The 19289-nt window shown below is 60.6% G+C and carries 16 protein-coding genes; 8 read left to right on the forward strand and 8 right to left on the reverse strand.

The genetic code is table 11. The features are described from left to right. Window positions 1-432 precede the first annotated feature (432 nt). The 6 genes from CLU80_RS11410 to pilG form a co-directional block, all read right to left on the reverse strand. A complete protein-coding gene (locus tag CLU80_RS11410; RefSeq protein ID WP_007913679.1) occupies window positions 433-903 on the reverse strand; it encodes a chemotaxis protein CheW in 471 nt (156 codons plus the stop codon). Then, window positions 896-6793, reverse strand: a complete 5898-nt coding sequence (locus tag CLU80_RS11415; RefSeq protein WP_099757413.1) for a hybrid sensor histidine kinase/response regulator — start codon at window positions 6791-6793, stop codon at window positions 896-898. The genes CLU80_RS11410 and CLU80_RS11415 overlap by 8 nt, the downstream gene beginning before the upstream one ends. 11 nt (window positions 6794-6804) lie before the next feature. Next, on the reverse strand, window positions 6805-8853 hold the full coding sequence (locus CLU80_RS11420; RefSeq protein ID WP_093429842.1) for a methyl-accepting chemotaxis protein: 2049 nt from the start codon (window positions 8851-8853) through the stop codon (window positions 6805-6807). A 154-nt stretch (window positions 8854-9007) separates the two neighbouring features. Beyond that, window positions 9008-9547: a chemotaxis protein CheW gene (locus CLU80_RS11430; protein ID WP_099757414.1), complete on the reverse strand. Its 540-nt coding sequence runs from the start codon at window positions 9545-9547 to the stop codon at window positions 9008-9010. A 10-nt stretch (window positions 9548-9557) separates the two neighbouring features. After that, window positions 9558-9923, reverse strand: coding sequence for a twitching motility response regulator PilH (pilH, locus tag CLU80_RS11435; RefSeq protein WP_026000666.1), 366 nt, complete (start codon window positions 9921-9923; stop codon window positions 9558-9560). Window positions 9924-9983: 60 nt separating this feature from the next. After that, complete coding sequence (pilG, locus tag CLU80_RS11440; RefSeq protein WP_007913673.1) at window positions 9984-10388, reverse strand: twitching motility response regulator PilG; 405 nt, start codon at window positions 10386-10388, stop codon at window positions 9984-9986. 225 nt (window positions 10389-10613) lie between these two features. On the opposite strand from pilG, the gene gshB reads away from it, so the two are divergent. From gshB to CLU80_RS11475, 7 genes are all read left to right on the forward strand, one after another. Next, on the forward strand, window positions 10614-11585 hold the full coding sequence (gshB, locus tag CLU80_RS11445) for a glutathione synthase (RefSeq protein WP_099757415.1): 972 nt from the start codon (window positions 10614-10616) through the stop codon (window positions 11583-11585). A gap of 107 nt (window positions 11586-11692) precedes the next feature. Beyond that, window positions 11693-12592, forward strand: a complete 900-nt coding sequence (locus CLU80_RS11450) for an energy transducer TonB (RefSeq protein WP_093429840.1) — start codon at window positions 11693-11695, stop codon at window positions 12590-12592. Between the two features lie 172 nt (window positions 12593-12764). Further along, window positions 12765-13337 (forward strand): YqgE/AlgH family protein, encoded by a 573-nt coding sequence (locus CLU80_RS11455; RefSeq protein ID WP_016985971.1) that lies wholly within the window; start codon window positions 12765-12767, stop codon window positions 13335-13337. Beyond that, window positions 13337-13774 carry a Holliday junction resolvase RuvX gene (ruvX, locus tag CLU80_RS11460; RefSeq protein ID WP_064589634.1) on the forward strand — a complete coding sequence of 146 codons (438 nt, stop codon included), beginning with the start codon at window positions 13337-13339 and terminating at the stop codon, window positions 13772-13774. The genes CLU80_RS11455 and ruvX overlap by 1 nt, the downstream gene beginning before the upstream one ends. A gap of 80 nt (window positions 13775-13854) precedes the next feature. Next, entirely contained in the window at window positions 13855-14361 is a 507-nt protein-coding gene (pyrR, locus tag CLU80_RS11465) for a bifunctional pyr operon transcriptional regulator/uracil phosphoribosyltransferase PyrR (protein ID WP_034153653.1), read from the forward strand. A gap of 27 nt (window positions 14362-14388) precedes the next feature. After that, on the forward strand, window positions 14389-15393 hold the full coding sequence (locus CLU80_RS11470; RefSeq protein ID WP_007913665.1) for an aspartate carbamoyltransferase catalytic subunit: 1005 nt from the start codon (window positions 14389-14391) through the stop codon (window positions 15391-15393). Beyond that, window positions 15390-16661: a dihydroorotase gene (locus tag CLU80_RS11475; RefSeq protein ID WP_099757416.1), complete on the forward strand. Its 1272-nt coding sequence runs from the start codon at window positions 15390-15392 to the stop codon at window positions 16659-16661. Before CLU80_RS11470 ends, CLU80_RS11475 begins: the two co-directional genes overlap by 4 nt. A gap of 93 nt (window positions 16662-16754) precedes the next feature. Here the strand turns inward: CLU80_RS11475 and CLU80_RS11480 are convergent, their stop codons facing one another. Next, window positions 16755-17186 (reverse strand): NINE protein, encoded by a 432-nt coding sequence (locus tag CLU80_RS11480; RefSeq protein ID WP_007913651.1) that lies wholly within the window; start codon window positions 17184-17186, stop codon window positions 16755-16757. Between the two features lie 248 nt (window positions 17187-17434). On the opposite strand from CLU80_RS11480, the gene CLU80_RS11485 reads away from it, so the two are divergent. After that, window positions 17435-18058, forward strand: a complete 624-nt coding sequence (locus CLU80_RS11485) for a C40 family peptidase (protein ID WP_099757417.1) — start codon at window positions 17435-17437, stop codon at window positions 18056-18058. 151 nt (window positions 18059-18209) lie between these two features. Here CLU80_RS11485 and CLU80_RS11490 read toward each other — a convergent pair whose 3' ends face one another. Further along, on the reverse strand, window positions 18210-19244 hold the full coding sequence (locus tag CLU80_RS11490; protein WP_041063525.1) for a type IV pilus twitching motility protein PilT: 1035 nt from the start codon (window positions 19242-19244) through the stop codon (window positions 18210-18212). Window positions 19245-19289: the final 45 nt, after the last annotated feature.

Here is a 19289-nt window from a genome sequence, read left to right on the forward strand (position 1 = left end):
GTGCCATGCGCACAGCCACCATCAAGCGCAGGCGAATGCCTGACTGGATGAGACTTGTACAACCGAGGTAAGGACAAAGCCGGGCTGCTAAACCCGATCACTGGAAATCAGTGACCCAATCCACGTTACGCAGCCAGCCCACGGCGCACAAGCCGGCGGATTCTGGTGCATGCGTAGGCAGCGGCGCAAGGATTTGTAGGCTAGGGAGCCGTAACATCGGGTGTATTTAAACAGCTGAGATAAAGGGTGTTTATTGCGCACAAAGATTGAGGATTTGTCTGTCGGATTTAAGGTGTGGCGAACGACGCTTTCGCGAGCAAGCTCGCTCCCACAGGGGATCTTCAGTGAATGCAGATTTTGTGGACGACATAAGCCCACTGTGGGAGCGAGCTTGCTCGCGAAGAGGCCAGCAAGATCACCGCAAACTCAGGATCAGTGGACGAGACCCGCCTCCACCAACAACTTCTCCAACCCCAACAAATCCGGCACCTTCGCCACTTGCTCCCCGACCTGCACCGCCGCCTGCTCCAGCGCACACAACGGCACATCGACATAGCTCAACTGACTGTCGAGCTTGTAAGAGCGCGGAATCCCCTGCACCAGCAGCGCAATGAACTTCAACTCCGGCAACCCGCCCAGCGCATTCAAAATCACGATCCGCGCGCGCTCGCCGATAACGATTTTCTGCCCGCACGCCGATTCAAAACTCAGCAACGGAATCTGCCGCTCACGCCACGTAACCTTGCCGAGATACCACGGTGGCGTATCCAGATCGAAAGCACTGGCCTGGTAATCGATCAGCTCGGCCACGGCGACGTTAGGCAGGATCAAATTGCGATCCGCCAACGGCAGCAGCAACCCGGTGAGTTGGCTGCTGCGCTGATTATGCCGGCGCTCATGCATGTTTCTTGCTCCATTGGGCAATGCTTTCAAGCAGCACCGACTCTTGATACGGCTTGCCGAGGTAGTCGTTGACGCCAATCGCCATGGCACGGTCGCGGTGTTTCTGCCCGGTGCGTGAGGTGATCATGATGATCGGCAGGTGCTGCAGGCGTTCGTCGTTGCGCACCTGGGTGGCGACTTCGAAGCCGTCCATGCGCGGCATTTCGATGTCGAGCAGCATCAGGTCGGGCATGTGTTCTTCGAGCAGCAGCATGGCGTCGACACCGTCCTTGGCGGTCAGCACGTTCATGCCATGGCGTTCGAGCAAGCGGCTGGTGACCTTGCGCACGGTGACCGAGTCGTCGACCACCATCACCAGCAGTGGTTTGTGCGGTTCGCTGTCGATATCCGGCAGCGTTGGCGTCTGCGCAATCCGCGCTTGCATCGCCCGAATCGGTGCGAGCAAATCGAGAATCAGCACCACTCGGCCATCGCCGAGAATCGTCGCGCCGGACACGCCCTGCACCGCCGCGAATTGCGCGCCAAGGCTCTTGACCACGATCTCGCGGGTGCCGGCCATGGTATCGACCAGCACCGCGATGCGCCGGTCGTTGTAATGCACCAGCAGCACCGGTAACGGCAGGTTCTGGCCGAGCAGTTTCGGCCGTGGCGCGGTTTTCAGCAGTTCGCCGAGGTAGCACAGTTCGTAGGTCTGGCCGCCGTACTGATAACGCGGCGGATCAACCCGGAAGTGAGCTTCCAGATCATTCGGCAACACGCGGACGATGCCTTCGATGGTGTTCAGCGGAATCGCATATTGATCCTCGCCACACTGCACCATCAACGCGCGGTTGACCGACACGGTGAATGGCAAACGAATACGGAAATGCACGCCCTGCCCCGGCACCGAGTCGATGCTCATGCTGCCGCCGAGTTGCCGCACTTCTTCATGCACCACGTCCATGCCGACGCCGCGTCCGGAAATCTGCGTGATCTTTTCCGCCGTGGAAAACCCCGGCTGGAGGATGAACTGCAACACGTCGCGGTCGCTGATTTCGGCCTCCGGCGCGAGCATGCCGCGCTTGATCGCCTTGCGCCGCACCGCTTCCAGCGGCACGCCGGCACCGTCGTCGCGAATGTCGAAAACGATGTCGCCGCCCTCGCGGGACAGGTCCAGGCTTACCGTGCCCTGCGCCGGTTTGCCTGCCGCCAGCCGCACCTCGGCGGACTCCAGACCATGATCGACGGCATTGCGCAGCATGTGTTCCAACGGCGCGGCCATGCGTTCGAGTACGTTGCGATCCATCTCGCCTTCGGCGTTGCCGACGACAAACGCGACGTCTTTGTTCAGCTCTTCAGCGACCTGGCGGACGATGCGTTTCAAACGCGGCAACATGCGCTCGAACGGCACCATGCGCGTGCGCATCAGGCCTTCCTGCAATTCGGTGTTGATGCGGCCCTGTTGCTGCAACAGGTTCTCGGCGTCGTGATTACGGCGGTCGAGGGTTTCCTTGAGGTCGAGCAAGTCGGAAGCCGATTCGAACAGCGCGCGGGACAGTTGCTGCAACTGCGAATGGCGGTCCATTTCCAGCGGGTCGAATTCCTCGTAGCCGAGACGTTCGGCATCGACTTGCTGACGGCTGAGAATCCGCCCCTGGGTTTCGGTATCGAGACGACGCAACTGATCGCGCATGCGTTCGATGGTGGTTTCCATCTCGTTCAGGGCGATCTGTGCGTCGTTGACCTGCTGCTCGATGCGACCACGGAAGATCGAGGTTTCCCCGGCCAGATTGACCAGCTCATCGAGCAGTTCGGCGGAGACTTTGACCATGTCCGCGCCAGCGTCAGCAGCCGGCGGCGCCGCGTCAGTCTTGACCGGAACGGGTAGCACTGGCGGCGTTTCTATCGTCACCGGATGGCTGAAATTCTGGATCGCATTGATCAGCCGATCGGCCGGTGGACACGGTTGCCCGGCGCGCACGCCATCGAGCATTTGTGCCAGCCGATCATGGCCGCGCTGCACCAGCGCAAACAGCTCCGCCGACGGCTGCAAAGCGCCGCTGGAAAGACTTTCGTAAAGGTATTCCAGCTCATGGGCAAGGTCGCCGATCGGGCCGATCTCGACCATCCGCGCGCCACCCTTGAGGGTGTGCAGATCGCGCAGCAGGGTTTCCACTTCCTGGCGATTGCCCGGCTCGGCTTGCCAGCGCAGCAGCGCGGCGCCGGAGTTTTCGATGATGTCGAAACCTTCTTCGAGGAAGATTTCCAGCAGTTCGGGATCGTGGCCAGCGCTGTCGTGCTCGGTTGTTGCTGGCGGCACTTCGGCGACGCTGTGGCCCTGACGTACCTGACGAATCGTGTCGATCAGATCCTGCGCCGGGATCAGCGGCTGATGGCTTTGCAGTTGATCAAGCAACAATGCCAAACGCTCATGACTCTTGAGCAGCAAGCGCCCCAGGCTTTCGCTGTAGTGGTAGCGACGATCCACCAAGCCTTCGTAAAAGCTTTCCAGCTCCTGAGCCAGATCGCCAATGGCCTCGACTTCAGCCATCCGCGCGCCGCCCTTGAGGGTGTGCAAATCGCGCTGCAACGAGGACAGCGGCGCGGCATTGTCCGGGTCGCTCAACCAGCGCTGCAAGGCCTGGCCTGAGCTGTCGAGAATGTCGACCGCTTCTTCAAGGAAGATCTCGACAATCTCGTCATCGGGTTCAAGCGCCGTTGCCTTTTGCTGCAACTCAGCGGTGGCGCTGCCCAGTTCACGGATGCTCAGGGTACGGCTGCCATCGCTGCGAATCAGGCCCATGGACGATGGGTCGAGGCTCTGATCGAGCAGATCATGCAACGCCCGGATCCGCGCCGGTTGTGGCGTGACTTCCTGCCCGGCGGCCAGTTCGTCGAGCATGTTGATCAGCGCTTCGTGGGCGTTCTGCGCTTCGCGGAAAAACTGTTCGCTGACCGCCAGGCTGCTTTCTTCAACCGCGCCATACAGGTCGAGCAAGGCTTCGCACAACACGTCCACCGGCAGCAGATCCGCCAAATGCGCGCCTTCGCCAAGGGTGGTCAGTTCATCCAGCAAGGCGCTGAGTTCCTGACGCTCGCCGGGGTGTTGTTGCCAGCGCTGCAACAGGCTTTCGGCGTCGAGCAGGATGTCCATGCCCTGAGCGAGGAAGTTGTTGATCAGTTGCGGATCACGCTTGATCCGCAGGCCGGTGTGCGGCGCATCGAGGATCGATTCCAGGCGCTCGGCAAGCAGGGTTTCCGAGCGTTTGATCAGCGACTGTGCACCGACAATCGGCGCCAGCGGATCATGCTTGAGTTGACGCAGGCCGACGCGGAACAGGCCCTCGGCTTCCAGCAGCAACTCCACTTCGTCGAGGTCCAGCGGCAACTGGTGCGCCTTGAACTCGCGGGCCAGTTGATCGAGCGGCGCAGCGAGTTCGGCAATCGGCAATACGCCGGCCATCGAAGCACTGCCCTTGAGCGTGTGCAGGGCGCGCTGCAATTCATCGCTGGCCTGTAGCGGCACATGCTCGGCGGCTTGATCGAGAAAGCGATTGAGGCTGGCGAGGTGGGTTTCGGCTTCTTTACGGAAGATTTCCAGCAGCAGCGGATCGAGCGCCGCGACATCGTCCACGTCTTCGGCGGCCAGCGGTTCATCGCCTTTGGCCAAGGCGTGGGCGCGAGCAGCGAGTTGATCGACATCGCTGCGCTGACGCTGGCTGTTGGTGGCGAATTCGCTGATCAACTCGGGCAGCAACAGCACGGTGTCGGTCAGCACTTGCTGCACCACCGAGCCCGGTTCGACACTTTGTTCGAGCACACGGTTGAGCAGGTTTTCCACCGACCACGCCAGCTCACCGAGAATCAGCGCGCGGACCATGCGCCCGCTGCCCTTGAGGGTGTGGAAGGCGCGACGCAGCTCGGTCAGCGCATCGCGGTCCTGCGGATTGGCAATCCAGCGCGGCAGGTATTCGTGGAGGACTTCGAGGACCTCGTCGGTCTCTTCGAGGAACACTTCGCGCAGTTCATCGTCGACCGGTTCTTCATCGGCTGGCGGCGGCATCAAGCTGCCCGGCGTGATCAATGCCGGCGGGTTGAGCGCTGAAACCGGGCTGGCCAGAACGTCGGCCAGCGACTGCACGGTTTCCGGGTCATCAAGCGCTTGCATGTCCTGCATCACCAGCGCTTCGCTGGGGCTGAGCACGTCGTCGAGCACGGGCACATGCGGCTCATTTGGAAAGAACCCCAGACTCGCAAGGGACTTCTGCGCGACATCCAGCAACTGCTCGCTCGGCGCCTGCGGGTCGTCGCTCAGACGTTCGAGGTAATACTCGAGGCTGCTGATGACATCGGCCAGATGATCCAGCTCTTCCCAACCCGGCTCGTGCGGATCAAGCAACAGATGTTCGCGGATAAACCCGTTGCACGCCTCGACCAGACTTGCCGCGCGGTTCAACGGAATCATCGCCAGTGCCCCGCGCACCTGAGTCAGCAGCGCCGGCAACGGTTGCAGGTGCTGGCGATCCCAATCGGCGTCGATGTAGTCGACGATCATGTCCTTGGCCTGTTGCAGGCAGATGCGCGCTTCCTTGATGACGATCTGATGGATCTGCGTCAGGTCGGTGGTCGGCAGGCGCGTATCTTCCGGGCTTTCCGGCTCGACGGTACCGACCATTCCGGCCAGCGTCGCTTCGACGTAGAGCAGCGCGCCGGCAACGTCCATCAGGATCGCGTCGTTCGGTTCGCGCTGGCCCTGAGCGAGGCTGAGCACCACGGCCAATTGATCAATGATCACTTTGCGCGGCTGGCCGAAACCGAGCACCGCGAGGGTGTCGGCAATCTGCCGCAGGGGTGCGAGCAGGTTTTCCAGATCCGAGGTGTGCTGGCGGTCGCTGCGCACGAACAGGTCGAGGCGCTCCTTGACCCGCACCAGTTCTTCACACAACGCCGCCAGCACCGAGCGCATCGCATCGCGATCGGGGCCGGCCAGGCGCGCGCGTTCTTCGTCGACCATCGCGCTGTCGGGCAAAGCGTCGTCCAGGGAGTAGCGATCTTTCATGGTCAGCATCTGCCCGGTGGGATGTTCGGCTTTGGCAATATAGAACAACAGGCTTTTCAGCAGCTCAGCCGGAGGCGGCTGATTGAGGCCGGACATACCTTGCTCGAGCAGACGCTTGAGCTCTTTGTCGGCATCCTTGAACAGGCTGCGCAGCGCCGGGCTGTTGGCGATGACGCCTGCGCGCATGCCCTCGACCAGCGCCGAGGCGACTTGCCACAGCGGACTCAGCGGCGAATCACCGCTCAGCGCTTCGAGGCGAGTGAATACTTTGGCCAGATAACCGAGGTGGGTCTGGTCATCCTGCTCGCGCAGCAAACCGACCAAAGCCATTTGCAGCATCTGGCGCAATTTGCGCAGCACGTTCGGCAGTTCTGCCGGTTCCAGCAGTGCCAGCGCTTCTGCGTTTAGCGGTGCCAGTTCGGGCAATTGCGGGCTGAACAGGCTGGTTTCAGACAACAGGCTTTCGCCACGGGCGCTGCGCAGATCGTTGATCAGCGGCAGCACCACCAACGGCAAATCTCTCCGGGCGCTCTGCACGCGGTCGAGGTAAATCGGCAATTGCCCAAGGGCTTGCAGCAACAGATGCAGGGCTTCGTCGCGATGGCTGACGCGCTCGTGCTGCAAGGCTTCGACCAGATGTTCCATTTCTTCGGCGAGCAAGGCTGCGCCGTAGAACTCGACCATCTGCAAACTGCCGTGGACCTGATGGATGTGATCCAGGCACTCGTCCAGCCCGGGAAAGGCTTGCGGGTCGTCGAGCACGGCTTCAATTGCTTGATGCGCCTGTTTCAGCGTTTCGGCAATTTCGCCTTTGACCCATTCGAGGGCCACGTAGTCGTGCCGATCACCCATAACCACTCCACTCACGCTTTATCTGTCGCCGCCGGCAAGGTGAAGCCGGACACCGAACGTCGTAGCTGACTGGCCATTTTCGTCAGGTTGCCGATGCTCTCGGCGGTGGCCGTGGAGCCGGACGAGGTCTGCGAGGTGATCTGCTGGATCACGTTCATCGTCAGCGAGATCTGCCCGGCCGAAGTCGTCTGCTGCTGCGCTGCGTTGGAGATGCTTTGAATCAGCGCCGCGAGGGTCTTCGACACGCCTTCGATTTCTTCCAGGGCCACACCGGCATCCTGCGCCAGTCGCGCGCCGCGCACCACTTCGGTGGTGGTCTGCTCCATCGAAATGACCGCTTCGTTGGTGTCGGTCTGAATTGCCCGCACCAGGGTTTCGATCTGCCGGGTCGCGGCGGACGAGCGTTCAGCCAGTCGCTGCACTTCATCGGCGACCACGGCAAACCCGCGCCCGGCATCACCAGCCATCGACGCCTGAATCGCCGCATTGAGGGCGAGGATGTTGGTCTGGTCGGCAATGTCGTCGATCAGGCTGACGATGTCGCCGATTTCCTGCGACGACTCGCCCAGACGCTTGATGCGTTTGGCGGTGTCCTGAATCTGCTCGCGGATGTTGTCCATGCCGTGGATGGTGTTGTGCACCACCTCGTTGCCCTTGTTGGCGATCTCCACGGACCGCTCGGCTACCGCTGAAGACTCAGCGGCGTTGGCCGAAACCTGGTCGATGGATTCGGCCATGTCGCTGATCGCCGTCGAGGCTTCGGAAATCTGCTGAGCCTGATGCTCCGAGGCCTGGGCCAAGTGCATGGCGGTGGCCTGGGTTTCCTGCACGGCGGCGGCAACCTGGCCGGCGGTGAGGTTGATCGTCGCGACCAGATCGCGCAATTGGTCGACGGAGTAGTTGATCGAGTCGGCGATGGTGCCGGTGAAGTCTTCGGTCACCGAAGCGGTCACGGTGAGGTCGCCGTCGGCGAGGTCTTCGATTTCGTCGAGCAGGCGCATGATCGCGTTCTGGTTGCGCTCGTTCTTCTCGGCGGTTTCACGCAACTGGCGATTGGTTTCGCGGACCATGACCATGCCGATGAGGATGATCGAGGCCAGCGCCAGCAAACCGAGGACGTAGCCGCCGATGGTGTCAGTGTTGCGCCCACCGGCAAGGTTCTCGAAGCGAGTGGCCAAGTGCGAGGCTTCGTCGAGCAGGGTTTGCGAGAGGCTGAAGATATTGCTCGCCGATTCACGAACCTTGAACAGCTCCGGCGAGGTTTCGAGGATTTCATCGACGGAGCCGGAGACAAACTGGAACAGCTCGGAGATTTCGCTCAAACGAGCACGGGCGTCGCGATCTTCGACCTGGCTGATTTTCAGCGTCGGGTTGCCTTGCAGCATGCCGTTGAGCACTTGGCCGAAGCGCGTGGCATCGCGGCCAAAAGCGTCGGCGGCTTGCTGCGAGTTTTCGTCGCCAGCGAGCACGGTGTTGACCGCGCCGAGAATGCGTTCGGCGAGCAGCGATTGGCGCTGGGCCATCGCCACTTGCGCGGCCGGGGCACCGCGCTGGAGGAGGATTTCGACGACTTTTTCGTATTCAATCTGCAACTGCGGCACGGTTTCGGCCAGCGTTGCGGCGACCTGATGCAGCGACAGCACGGTTTGTTCGCTGGAAAGAATCGCGTCGGTGTTTTTCAGAAGGCGCTCCCAGTCGAGCTGCACGGCGCGCATTTCCGGGCGCACAGTAGCCGGGGCGGGAGGCAGGCCGGTCGCCGGATCACCCTTCTTCAAGTAACCCCAGCGCTGGGCGAAATCGTTGCGCGCGTCGCTGAGCAATTTGAACGCGGCAGCCTTGCCGGCGGCGGCTTCGGTGGCGTTCTTGGCGATGCGTTGCGAGAGCACGCGCAGTTCACCGGCGTGGCCGATGTACTGTTTGTCGTAGTTCGCCTGGGTGTTGAGGTAAGCGAAGTTGGCGAACAGCAGCATGATGAACACGATCAGTGCGATGAACAGCACGATGATCTGCGAGCGACTGCGCGAGCCTTCCGCCGGCTTGCCTGTTTTTGCTTTTGTCATCGGTCCTCGCCCTTAACCCACACCTTTGAGGCCTGCTGCAATCCCTGTGGGAGCGAGCTTGCTCGCGAAAGCGCTGGGTCAGCCAATATTTATCTTGCCTGACACGCCCTCTTCGCGAGCAGGCTCGCTCCCACAGGGGACGGTGTTGAATCTGTTATATCGCGACACTCATGAACACCGGGGATTTGGCCAGCGCAAACAGGCTGAACACCCGCCAGTTCTGCTCACGGCGGAAATAGCCTTTGACGAACTCGGCCTTGGAACCCTGGAGCTTGCTGATCGAGATCGGTTCGAAGCTGTTCTGCTCAAAGTGCTGCAAGCCAATGACTTCATCGACCATCAACCCGGCAAACACATCGCCATGCTCGACCACCAATACCCGTCTCTGTTTACGCAACGGCGACAGCTCATGCCCGAAGAAACCGCACAGATCCATGATCGGCAGCAGCCGCCCGCGCAGGTTAGCCACGCCTTTGACCCATGGTTTGACCCCGGGCAACTGGGTGAATCGCGGTTCATGCAGCACTTCGCTGACTTCGCCCATCGGCGCCACATACCAATGCTCGCCAAGGCGAAAGCCGATGCCGCTCCAGCGATCCTGGCGCGCCGCTTGCGACGGCAGGTCCGCCGCCAGCAAGCGGCAGCGCTGGTCGATCTGCCAGAGCAGTTCGAACGCGGTCAGCGATTCGCTCATGGTTGCGCGATCAGCCTTTGAGCACGTTGTTCAGGGTCTTGATCAGGGTGTCTTCGTCGACCGGTTTGGTCAGGTAATCCTTGGCGCCCTGACGGGTGCCCCAGACCTTGTCGGTTTCCTGATCCTTGGTGGTGATGATGATCACCGGGATATGTCCGGTTTCCGGGTCTTTGGTCAACTGACGGGTTGCCTGAAAACCATTGAGGCCGGGCATGACGATGTCCATCAATACCGCGTCAGGTTTTTCCTGACGGGCCAGGGCCACGCCGTCGGCGCCGTTTTCGGCCTTCAGCACTTCATGGCCGTGCTTTTCGAGCATGCCGGTGAGTTTGTACATTTCAGTCGGCGAATCATCAACGATCAGGATGCGTGCCATGGTTTTCCCCATTTTTCTTGTCGACGCGCGGCCCGCTGGCCGAGCGTCACTGTACGTGTCTTACTGCGGCAAAACGGCGGCGAAGCCCGGAACATGGGCCTGAATCGCGTTGAGCAGTTCTTCCTTGCTGAAAGGTTTGGTCAAAAATTGATCAGAGCCGACAATCCGCCCCTTGGCCTTGTCGAACAGCCCGTCGCGCGATGACAGCATGATCACCGGCGTCGCCTTGAACGCGCTGTTGTTCTTGATTAAAGCGCAGGTCTGATAACCATCCAGACGCGGCATCATGATGTCGACAAAAATGATCCCGGGATGGTTGTCGGCGATCTTCGCCAGGGCGTCGAAACCGTCGATCGCCGTGATCACTTCGCAACCGACATTCTTCAACAATGTTTCGGCGGTGCGACGAATCGTTTTCGAGTCGTCGATCACCATGACCTTCAAGGCGCTGGACTGCTGTTCCATAAGAGGGCTCTACCGTCGCCTTTGCGAATCAATTTGTCCGTTTTGCGATGACTGATGGCCGGAAACCCTTGATGTTCAAGGGCCAGCACTGCTTGGCAGCCTTTTTAGCACAGTCTCCAGATGCAATCTATCGACGGGTTTTTCCTTGACCGAAAACCCGCCCGGCGCCACTCTGGCGGCACTTTTTCAATACCGATCCGGTAGCCAATTTTCGAGGAAAACCCAATGAGCGTTCGCGTCGGGATTGTCATGGACCCTATCGCCAGCATCTCCTATAAAAAGGATAGCTCGCTGGCCATGCTGCTGGCCGCGCAGAAGCGTGGCTGGGAACTGTTCTATATGGAACAGCGCGACCTGTATCAGGGTGAAGGTCAGGCCCGGGCGCGCATGAAGCCGCTGAAAGTCTTCGCCAACCCGGAAAAATGGTTCGAACTGGACGCCGAGCAGGACAACCTGCTGAGCGATCTCGACGTGATACTGATGCGCAAGGATCCGCCGTTCGACATGGAGTTCGTTTACTCCACCTACCTGCTCGAACAGGCCGAAACCGCTGGCGTGCTGGTGGTGAACAAGCCGCAGAGCCTGCGCGACTGCAATGAAAAACTGTTCGCCACGCTGTTCCCGCAGTGCACGCCGCCAACCGTGGTCAGCCGTCGCGCTGACGTGCTGCGTGAATTTGCCGCGAAACACGGCGACGTGATCCTCAAGCCGCTGGACGGCATGGGCGGTACTTCGATTTTCCGTCACCGTGCCGGTGATCCAAATCTGTCGGTGATTCTGGAAACCCTGACCGCCCTCGGTGGCCAGCAGATCATGGGCCAGGCTTACCTGCCGGCGATCAAGGACGGCGACAAACGCATTCTGATGATCGACGGCGAGCCGGTGGATTACTGCCTGGCGCGGATTCCGGCGCAGGGCGAAACCCGTGGCAACCTCGCGGCCGGTGGTCGTGGTGAGGCGCGCCCGCTGACTGAAAAGGATCGCTGGATCGCCGCCCAAGTCGGCCCGACCCTGCGTGAGAAAGGCCTGCTGTTCGTTGGCCTCGATGTGATCGGCGAAAACCTCACCGAAATCAACGTCACCAGCCCGACCTGCATCCGTGAAATCGACAATGCGTTTGGCACCGATATCGGCGGCATGTTGATGGATGCCATCGCCAAGAAGCTGCAAGCCGCCGGCAAAATGCCACAAGCTTGATGCACGTCACATGCAGTCTGTCGCTTGAAGCGTGAAGCCCAAGGCGTGAAACCAACATTGCGTTATCATGCGCAGCCTCTGAAAAACGCGATGTTGGTTTTCTTGTCATGACCCTCCCGTCCGATCTACCCGCAGAACTCGCCCACCGTGGCGTGCGCCCGGCCGATCGCCTCGGATTTACCCTGTTTCTTGCGGCGCTGATCCATTTGGCGCTGCTGCTCGGCGTCGGCTTCACGATGGTCGAGCCCAAGCAAATCAGCAAAACCCTGGAAATCACCCTCGCCACCTTCAAGAGCGAAAAGAAGCCGGAGAAGGCTGACTTTCTCGCTCAACAGCATCAGGAAGGCAGCGGCACGCTGGACAAGAAGGCGATTCCGAAGACCACTGAGGTGGCGCCGTTCCAGGACAATCAGGTCAAAAAAGTCACCCCGCCACCGGCCGCCAAACCGCAAGTGCAGGAAGCCGCACCCAAAGCTGCGGTGACCACCGTCGCGCCGAAACCTAAAAAAGCGCCGACCAAGAAAGAAGAAGCCAAAACCGAAGTCAAACCGACAGTCGACGCGCCAGAATTCGACAGCTCACAGCTGTCCAGCGACATCGCCAGCCTCGAAGCCGAACTGGCCAAGGAACAGCAGTTGTACGCCAAACGCCCACGCATCCACCGTTTGAGCGCGGCGTCGACCATGCGCGACAAGGGTGCCTGGTACAAAGACGACTGGCGCAAGAAGGTCGAGCGCATCGGCAACCTCAATTATCCCGAAGAAGCACGGCGCAAGCAGATCTACGGCAATTTGCGCCTGATGGTCTCGATCAACCGCGACGGCTCGCTGTATGAAGTGCTGGTGCTGGAATCGTCCGGCCAGCCGCTGCTGGATCAGGCGGCGCAGCGCATCGTCCGGTTGGCAGCACCGTTTGCGCCGTTTACCGGGGACTTGTCGGATATCGATCGTCTGGAAATCATTCGTACCTGGAAATTTGCCCGGGGCGACAAGCTCTCGAGCAACTGACAGACCACAGAAACCTTGTGGGAGCGAGCTTGCTCGCGAAGAGGCCGGCACATGCACCATTGATATTGCCTGACCTGGCGCCTTCGCGAGCAAGCTCGCTCCCACATTTGATCTGCGTTGTTCTCTGATCCTCAGCTTGTCAGTTTGCCCCTTCGACGCCACACTAGCGCACATGAAAAACGTCAGCCCCAGCTACCTCAAGCATCAATTCCTGATCGCCATGCCACACATGGCCGACCCGAACTTTGCCCACACCTTGACCTACATCGTCGAGCACACGGCCAATGGCGCTATGGGGATTGTGGTCAACCGGCCGCAAGAGCTGAATCTGGCCGACATCCTTGAGCAATTACGTCCGGACATCGACCCGCCAGCACTCTGCCAGCATGTGCCGATCTTCATTGGCGGCCCGGTGCAGACCGATCGCGGTTTTGTTCTGCACCCGGCGGGCAAGACCTTCCAGGCCACCGCGCAATTGGACGGTGATCTGGCCCTCTCGACCTCGCAGGACGTGCTGTTCGCCATCGCTGACGGCGTCGGCCCGGCAAAAAGCCTGATTGCCCTCGGTTACGCCGGTTGGGAAGCCGGGCAACTGGAAGCCGAACTCGCCGACAACGCCTGGCTGAACTGCCCGTACGACGCCGACATCCTGTTCAACACCAGCAGCGAACTGCGTCTGGAAGCGGCGGCCCGGCACTTGGGGATCAACCTCAGCCTGCTGACCAGCCAGGCAGGTCACGCCTGATGGCCCTGCGCCTGATTCTCGGCTTCGACTACGGCACCAAACAGATCGGCGTCGCGGTCGGCCAGGTGATTACCGGCCAGGCTCGTGAGCTGTGCACCTTGAAGGCACAGAACGGCGTGCCGGACTGGAACCAGGTCGAAGCCCTTATAAAAGAATGGAAACCCGACGCCGTTGTTGTCGGACTGCCGCTGAACATGGACGGCACCCCGAGCGACATGTGCGTACGCGCGGAAAAGTTTGCCCGCCGCCTCAATGGCCGCTTCAATCTGCCCTTCTATACCCACGACGAACGCCTGACCACGTTTGAAGCCAAAGGCGAGCGACTGGCCCGTGGCGGTCAAAAAGGCAGTTACCGCGACAACCCGGTGGACGCCATCGCCGCCGCTCTGCTGTTGCAGGGCTGGCTCGATGAAAACACTGCATTGTTTGAGTCCTGACAAGCGCTTCGGCGCTTTTCTTTTGAGTGAAAAACCGAGTCGCGTCCAAGGATCCGACTCGCCCCCAACAAGGAGCAACCATGAGCCTGCCAAATCCCGCCGATCTGATCAGCCAGATGGCGACCCGCCTCAAGGCGCACCTTGCCCAGCGTGAAATCACTGAACCGCGTTACATCGGCATCCGCACCGGCGGCATCTGGGTCGCGCAGGCCTTGCTCAAGGAACTGGGCAGCGATGCACCACTGGGCACGCTGGATGTGTCCTTTTACCGCGACGACTTCAGCCAGAACGGCCTGCACCCGCAAGTGCGCCCGTCCGCCCTGCCCTTCGAGATCGAAGGCCAGCATCTGGTGCTGATCGACGACGTATTGATGAGCGGCCGCACCATCCGCGCTGCCATGAACGAATTGTTCGACTACGGCCGCCCGGCCAGCGTGACCCTGGTCTGCCTGCTGGACCTCGACGCCGGCGAGCTGCCGATCCGCCCGAACGTGGTTGGCGCGACGCTGTCGCTGGCCGCACATGAACGGGTGAAGCTGTCCGGCCCCGAGCCGCTGACGCTCGAACTGCAAGACTTCAACCTTTAATCCGCCCTATTGAGAGTCCCCTTCGCGATGACGCCTCTAGATACCAAGCGCCCGCTGCAGCTCAATGATCAGGGCCAGCTGCGCCACTTCCTCTCGCTCGACGGCCTGCGCCGCGAGTTGCTGACGGAAATCCTCGACACCGCCGACTCGTTCCTCGAAGTCGGTGCCCGGGCGGTGAAGAAAGTCCCGTTGCTGCGCGGCAAAACCGTGTGCAACGTGTTCTTCGAAAACTCCACGCGCACCCGCACCACCTTCGAACTGGCGGCCCAGCGATTGTCGGCGGACGTGATCACCCTGAACGTGTCGACCTCGTCGGCAAGCAAGGGCGAAACGCTGCTCGACACCCTGCGCAACCTCGAAGCCATGGCCGCCGACATGTTTGTCGTGCGCCACGGTGATTCCGGCGCCGCGCACTTCATCGCCGAGCATGTTTGCCCGCAAGTGGCGATCATCAACGGCGGCGACGGCCGTCACGCGCACCCGACGCAGGGCATGCTCGACATGCTCACCATCCGTCGGCACAAGGGCGGCTTCGAAAACCTCTCGGTGGCCATCGTTGGCGACATCCTGCACTCGCGGGTTGCACGTTCGAACATGCTCGCGCTGAAAACCCTCGGCTGCCCGGATATCCGCGTGATCGCGCCGAAAACCCTGCTGCCGATCGGCATCGAGCAATACGGCGTGAAGGTTTACACCGACATGACCGAAGGCCTGAAAGACGTCGACGTGGTGATCATGCTGCGCCTGCAGCGTGAACGCATGACCGGCGGCCTGCTGCCGAGCGAAGGCGAGTTCTACCGCCTGTTCGGCCTGACCACCGCGCGCCTGGCCGGGGCCAAACCGGATTGCATCGTCATGCACCCGGGGCCGATCAACCGGGGGGTGGAGATCGAGTCCGCAGTGGCCGACGGCCCGCACTCGGTGATCCTCAACCAGGTCACCTACGGCATCGCGATTCGTATGGCCGTGCTGTCCATGGCCATGAGCGGGCAAACCGCGCAGCGTCAATTCGAGCAGGAGAACGCCCAGTGAAGCTCAGCATTCTCGGCGCACGCGTCATCGACCCAAGCAGCGGCCTGGATCAAATCACCGACATTCACGTTGAAGCCTGCAAGATCGTCGCCCTTGGCGCCGCTCCAGCGGGTTTCACGGCAGTGGAAACCATCGATGCCCAAGGCCTTGTCGCCGCTCCGGGCCTCGTCGATCTGAACGTGGCCCTGCGCGAGCCGGGTTACAGCCGCAAAGGCTCGATCATCAGCGAAACCCGCGCGGCCGCCGCCGGTGGCGTGACCAGCCTGTGCTGCCCGCCGAAAACCAAACCGGTGCTCGACACCTCCGCCGTGGCCGAACTGATCCTCGACCGCGCTCGCGAGGCCGGCAACACCAAAGTCTTCCCGATTGGCGCGCTGAGCAAAGGTCTGGACGGCGAGCAACTGGCCGAACTGGTGGCGCTGCGCGACGCCGGTTGTGTGGCGTTCGGCAACGGTCTGGAGAGCTTCCGCAACACCCGCACCCTGTGCCGGGCGCTGGAATACGCGGCGACCTTCGACCTGACGGTGATCTTCAACTCGCAGGATCACGACTTGGCTGAAGGTGGCTTGGCTCACGAAGGCGCGGTGGCCAGTTTCCTTGGTCTGCCGGGAATTCCGGAAACCGCTGAAACCGTGGCCCTTGCCCGTGACCTGCTGCTGGTCGAGCAGACCGGCGTACGTGCGCACTTCAGCCAGTTGACCAGCGCTCGCGGTGTTGCCCTGATTGCTCAGGCTCAGGCCCGTGGCCTGAAGGTGACGGCGGACGTGGCGTTGTATCAGCTGATTCTGACCGACGAAGCGCTGATCGACTTCAGCAGCCTGTACCACGTGCAACCGCCGCTGCGTACCCGTGCTGACCGTGATGGCCTGCGTGAAGCGGTGAAGTCCGGTGTGGTCACGGCGATTTCCAGCCATCACCAGCCGCACGAACGCGACGCCAAACTGGCGCCATTCGGCGCGACCGAGCCGGGCATCAGCAGTGTTGAGTTGCTGTTGCCGCTGGCGATGACGTTGGTTGAGGATGGGTTGCTGGATCTGCCTACCTTGCTGGCGCGTTTGAGCGCTGGCCCGGCTGAAGCGCTGCGTCTGCCGGCGGGCAAACTGGCGGTGGGTGGTGCGGCGGATATCGTGCTGTTCGATCCGCAGGCTTCGACGGTGGCCGGTGAAGGCTGGTTGTCGAAGGGTGAGAACTGCCCGTTCATTGGGCACACTTTGCCGGGTGTGGTTCGCTATACGCTGGTGGATGGGCGGATCAGTCACCAGGCTTGATACCGCGTCGCCCCATTCGCGAGCAGGCTCGCTCCCACATTGGATCTGTGAACGACACAAATCCCCTGTGGGAGCGAGCCTGCTCGCGAAGACTTACTGGAAGGCGCCTCTGCCTTCGGCGTTACGCACCGAGACCTGATCATTCAGCGTCCAGAAGTCATACAGCACCCCCAGAAAGAACAACCCGCCTGTCAGCAGATAGATCAGCCCACTGATCCACTTGCCCTGATACATCCGGTGCACACCCAATGCTCCGAGGAACGTCAGCAGAATCCACGCCACGTTGTACTCGATCGGCCCTGCGGTAAAACGTAGATCCGCCTCGCGATCCATCGCCGGGATCAGAAACAGGTCGATCAGCCAGCCAATACCCAGCAAACCGAAGGTGAAGAACCAGATCGTCCCGGTCACCGGTTTGCCGTAATAGAAGCGGTGAGCACCGGTAAAACCGAAAATCCACAGCAGATAACCGATGATTTTGCTGTGCGTATCTTGCTGCTGAACAAATTGTTGATAGGGGTTCATGAAGACCTCGATTCACACGATAGATAAATATTCTTGAATTCTTTGTGACTTTTTTACAGGTAGCCGACGTACGGCAAATGTTACCGTTGCTACCGTCAAAGCCTTATAGCACCTGACTTCTGTCCGACAATTGCGTCCATTTGCCGCTTATTTGGTTCCGTTGGCCTCCAACTGAATCGACCAACGGACTCGGAATGAAAAAAAACTCTGTTATAAAGTTGCGCGCTATCACTAAAGAGCCACGCCTAATGCGACCATTTTTCAAGACATGGCTAACCATCTGCCTATTAATGCCACTGGCCGCCCACGCCACCAATCGTGAGCAACGTCTTCCTAACGTTAACGGCTTTACCCCTAAATCCCATGCTTCGGCTCCCTCGAGCAAAAGCAGCAAAAGCAGAACCACCACGCTGAGCAGCAAAAGCCACAGCAAGCTGGTGCCACCGATGGCGAGCAAGGAAAGCAGCAACGTGCTGAGCCGTGCGGTGAACGTCCTCGGTACCCCTTATCGTTGGGGCGGCAGCAGCCCAAGTAAAGGCTTCGATTGCAGCGGTCTGGTGAAATACGCGTTCAACGACGCTACGTTCGACCTGCCACGCACCTCCAACGCCATGGCCAGCGGTCACGGCGAGAAAGTCGAGCGCAAGGATCTGAAGCCGGGCGACCTGATTTTCTTCAACATCAAGAGCCGTCGGGTCAACCATGTTGCCATCTACCTGGGCAACGATCGCTTCATCCACGCTCCGCGTCGTGGCAAAGCGGTGAGCATCGATACGTTGAACAAGCCGTATTGGGAACAGCATTACGTAGTTGCCAAGCGAGTATTGCCGAAAGAGCCTGCAAGCAAGCAGATGCGCGTCGTTCAACGCTGAGCTGACTGATCCGCAACGGGTATCGCCAGCACTGACCTCTTCGCGAGCAAGCTCGCTCCCACAGGTGAAAGCATTCCAATTGAAGGAATGCAATCAATTGTGGGAGCGAGCTTGCTCGCGAAAGGGCCGGCTAGAACACCGAAAATCTCCCTCAGAAATTATCCGGCGTGCGCGCCTTCTCCCGCGCATGTTCGCGGCTGATCAAGCCCTTGGTCACCAGTTCCTTCAGGCACATGTCCAGTGTCTGCATGCCCAACGACCCACCCGTCTGAATCGCCGAATACATCTGCGCGACCTTGTCCTCACGGATCAGGTTACGGATCGCTGACGTCCCCAACATGATCTCGTGCGCCGCCACCCGCCCGCCACCGATCTTCTTGATCAGCGTCTGCGAAACCACCGCCAGCAACGACTCCGACAGCATCGAGCGCACCATCGACTTCTCGTCACCGGGGAACACGTCGACCACGCGGTCGATGGTTTTCGCCGCCGAGGTGGTGTGCAGCGTGCCGAACACCAAGTGCCCGGTTTCGGCTGCGGTCAGCGCCAGGCGAATGGTTTCCAGGTCACGCATCTCACCGACCAAAATTACATCCGGGTCTTCACGCAGTGCCGAGCGCAACGCAGTGGCGAAACTGCGGGTATCACGGTGGACTTCACGCTGATTGATCAGGCATTTGCGCGATTCGTGAACAAACTCGATCGGATCTTCGATAGTCAGGATGTGGTGATGCCGGTGGGTATTGAGGTAATCGATCATCGCCGCCAGCGTGGTCGATTTGCCGGAACCGGTCGGCCCGGTGACCAACACCAACCCGCGCGGGGCATCGGTGATCTTGCGGAAGACGTCGCCCATGGCAAGGTCTTCCATGCTCAGCACTTTCGACGGAATCGTACGGAATACGGCGCCGGCGCCACGGTTCTGGTTAAAGGCGTTAACCCGGAAACGCGCGACACCCGGCACTTCGAAAGAAAAGTCGGTTTCCAGATGTTTCTCGAAGTCGACCCGCTGGGTGTCGTTCATGATGTCGTAGATCAGTTCGTGCACTTGCTTGTGATCCAGCGCCGGCAGATTGATCCGCCGCACGTCGCCATCGACGCGGATCATCGGCGGCAGACCGGCCGACAGGTGCAGGTCGGAAGCTCCCTGTTTGGCGCTGAAGGCCAGCAGTTCAGTGATATCCATAGCGCTCCTCAATTCCAGTAGAATGCCGCGAACCTTCCGACCGCT

Source organism: Pseudomonas sp. 29 (genome assembly GCF_002754355.1).
Lineage (GTDB): Bacteria > Pseudomonadota > Gammaproteobacteria > Pseudomonadales > Pseudomonadaceae > Aquipseudomonas > Aquipseudomonas neuropathica.

What these genes read in the sequence shown, in the direction of transcription:
- gshB (WP_099757415.1), top strand. Translation starts at nt 10,614, where the DNA reads ATGAGCGTTCGCGTCGGGATTGTCATGGACCCTATCGCCAGCATCTCC.
- CLU80_RS11420 (WP_093429842.1), bottom strand. Translation starts at nt 8,853, where the DNA reads ATGACAAAAGCAAAAACAGGCAAGCCGGCGGAAGGCTCGCGCAGTCGC.
- CLU80_RS11455 (WP_016985971.1), top strand. Translation starts at nt 12,765, where the DNA reads ATGAAAAACGTCAGCCCCAGCTACCTCAAGCATCAATTCCTGATCGCC.
- CLU80_RS11415 (WP_099757413.1), bottom strand. Translation starts at nt 6,793, where the DNA reads ATGGGTGATCGGCACGACTACGTGGCCCTCGAATGGGTCAAAGGCGAA.
- ruvX (WP_064589634.1), top strand. Translation starts at nt 13,337, where the DNA reads ATGGCCCTGCGCCTGATTCTCGGCTTCGACTACGGCACCAAACAGATC.
- pilG (WP_007913673.1), bottom strand. Translation starts at nt 10,388, where the DNA reads ATGGAACAGCAGTCCAGCGCCTTGAAGGTCATGGTGATCGACGACTCG.
- CLU80_RS11430 (WP_099757414.1), bottom strand. Translation starts at nt 9,547, where the DNA reads ATGAGCGAATCGCTGACCGCGTTCGAACTGCTCTGGCAGATCGACCAG.
- CLU80_RS11410 (WP_007913679.1), bottom strand. Translation starts at nt 903, where the DNA reads ATGCATGAGCGCCGGCATAATCAGCGCAGCAGCCAACTCACCGGGTTG.
- CLU80_RS11450 (WP_093429840.1), top strand. Translation starts at nt 11,693, where the DNA reads ATGACCCTCCCGTCCGATCTACCCGCAGAACTCGCCCACCGTGGCGTG.
- pilH (WP_026000666.1), bottom strand. Translation starts at nt 9,923, where the DNA reads ATGGCACGCATCCTGATCGTTGATGATTCGCCGACTGAAATGTACAAA.
- CLU80_RS11470 (WP_007913665.1), top strand. Translation starts at nt 14,389, where the DNA reads ATGACGCCTCTAGATACCAAGCGCCCGCTGCAGCTCAATGATCAGGGC.
- pyrR (WP_034153653.1), top strand. Translation starts at nt 13,855, where the DNA reads ATGAGCCTGCCAAATCCCGCCGATCTGATCAGCCAGATGGCGACCCGC.
- CLU80_RS11480 (WP_007913651.1), bottom strand. Translation starts at nt 17,186, where the DNA reads ATGAACCCCTATCAACAATTTGTTCAGCAGCAAGATACGCACAGCAAA.
- CLU80_RS11485 (WP_099757417.1), top strand. Translation starts at nt 17,435, where the DNA reads ATGCGACCATTTTTCAAGACATGGCTAACCATCTGCCTATTAATGCCA.
- CLU80_RS11490 (WP_041063525.1), bottom strand. Translation starts at nt 19,244, where the DNA reads ATGGATATCACTGAACTGCTGGCCTTCAGCGCCAAACAGGGAGCTTCC.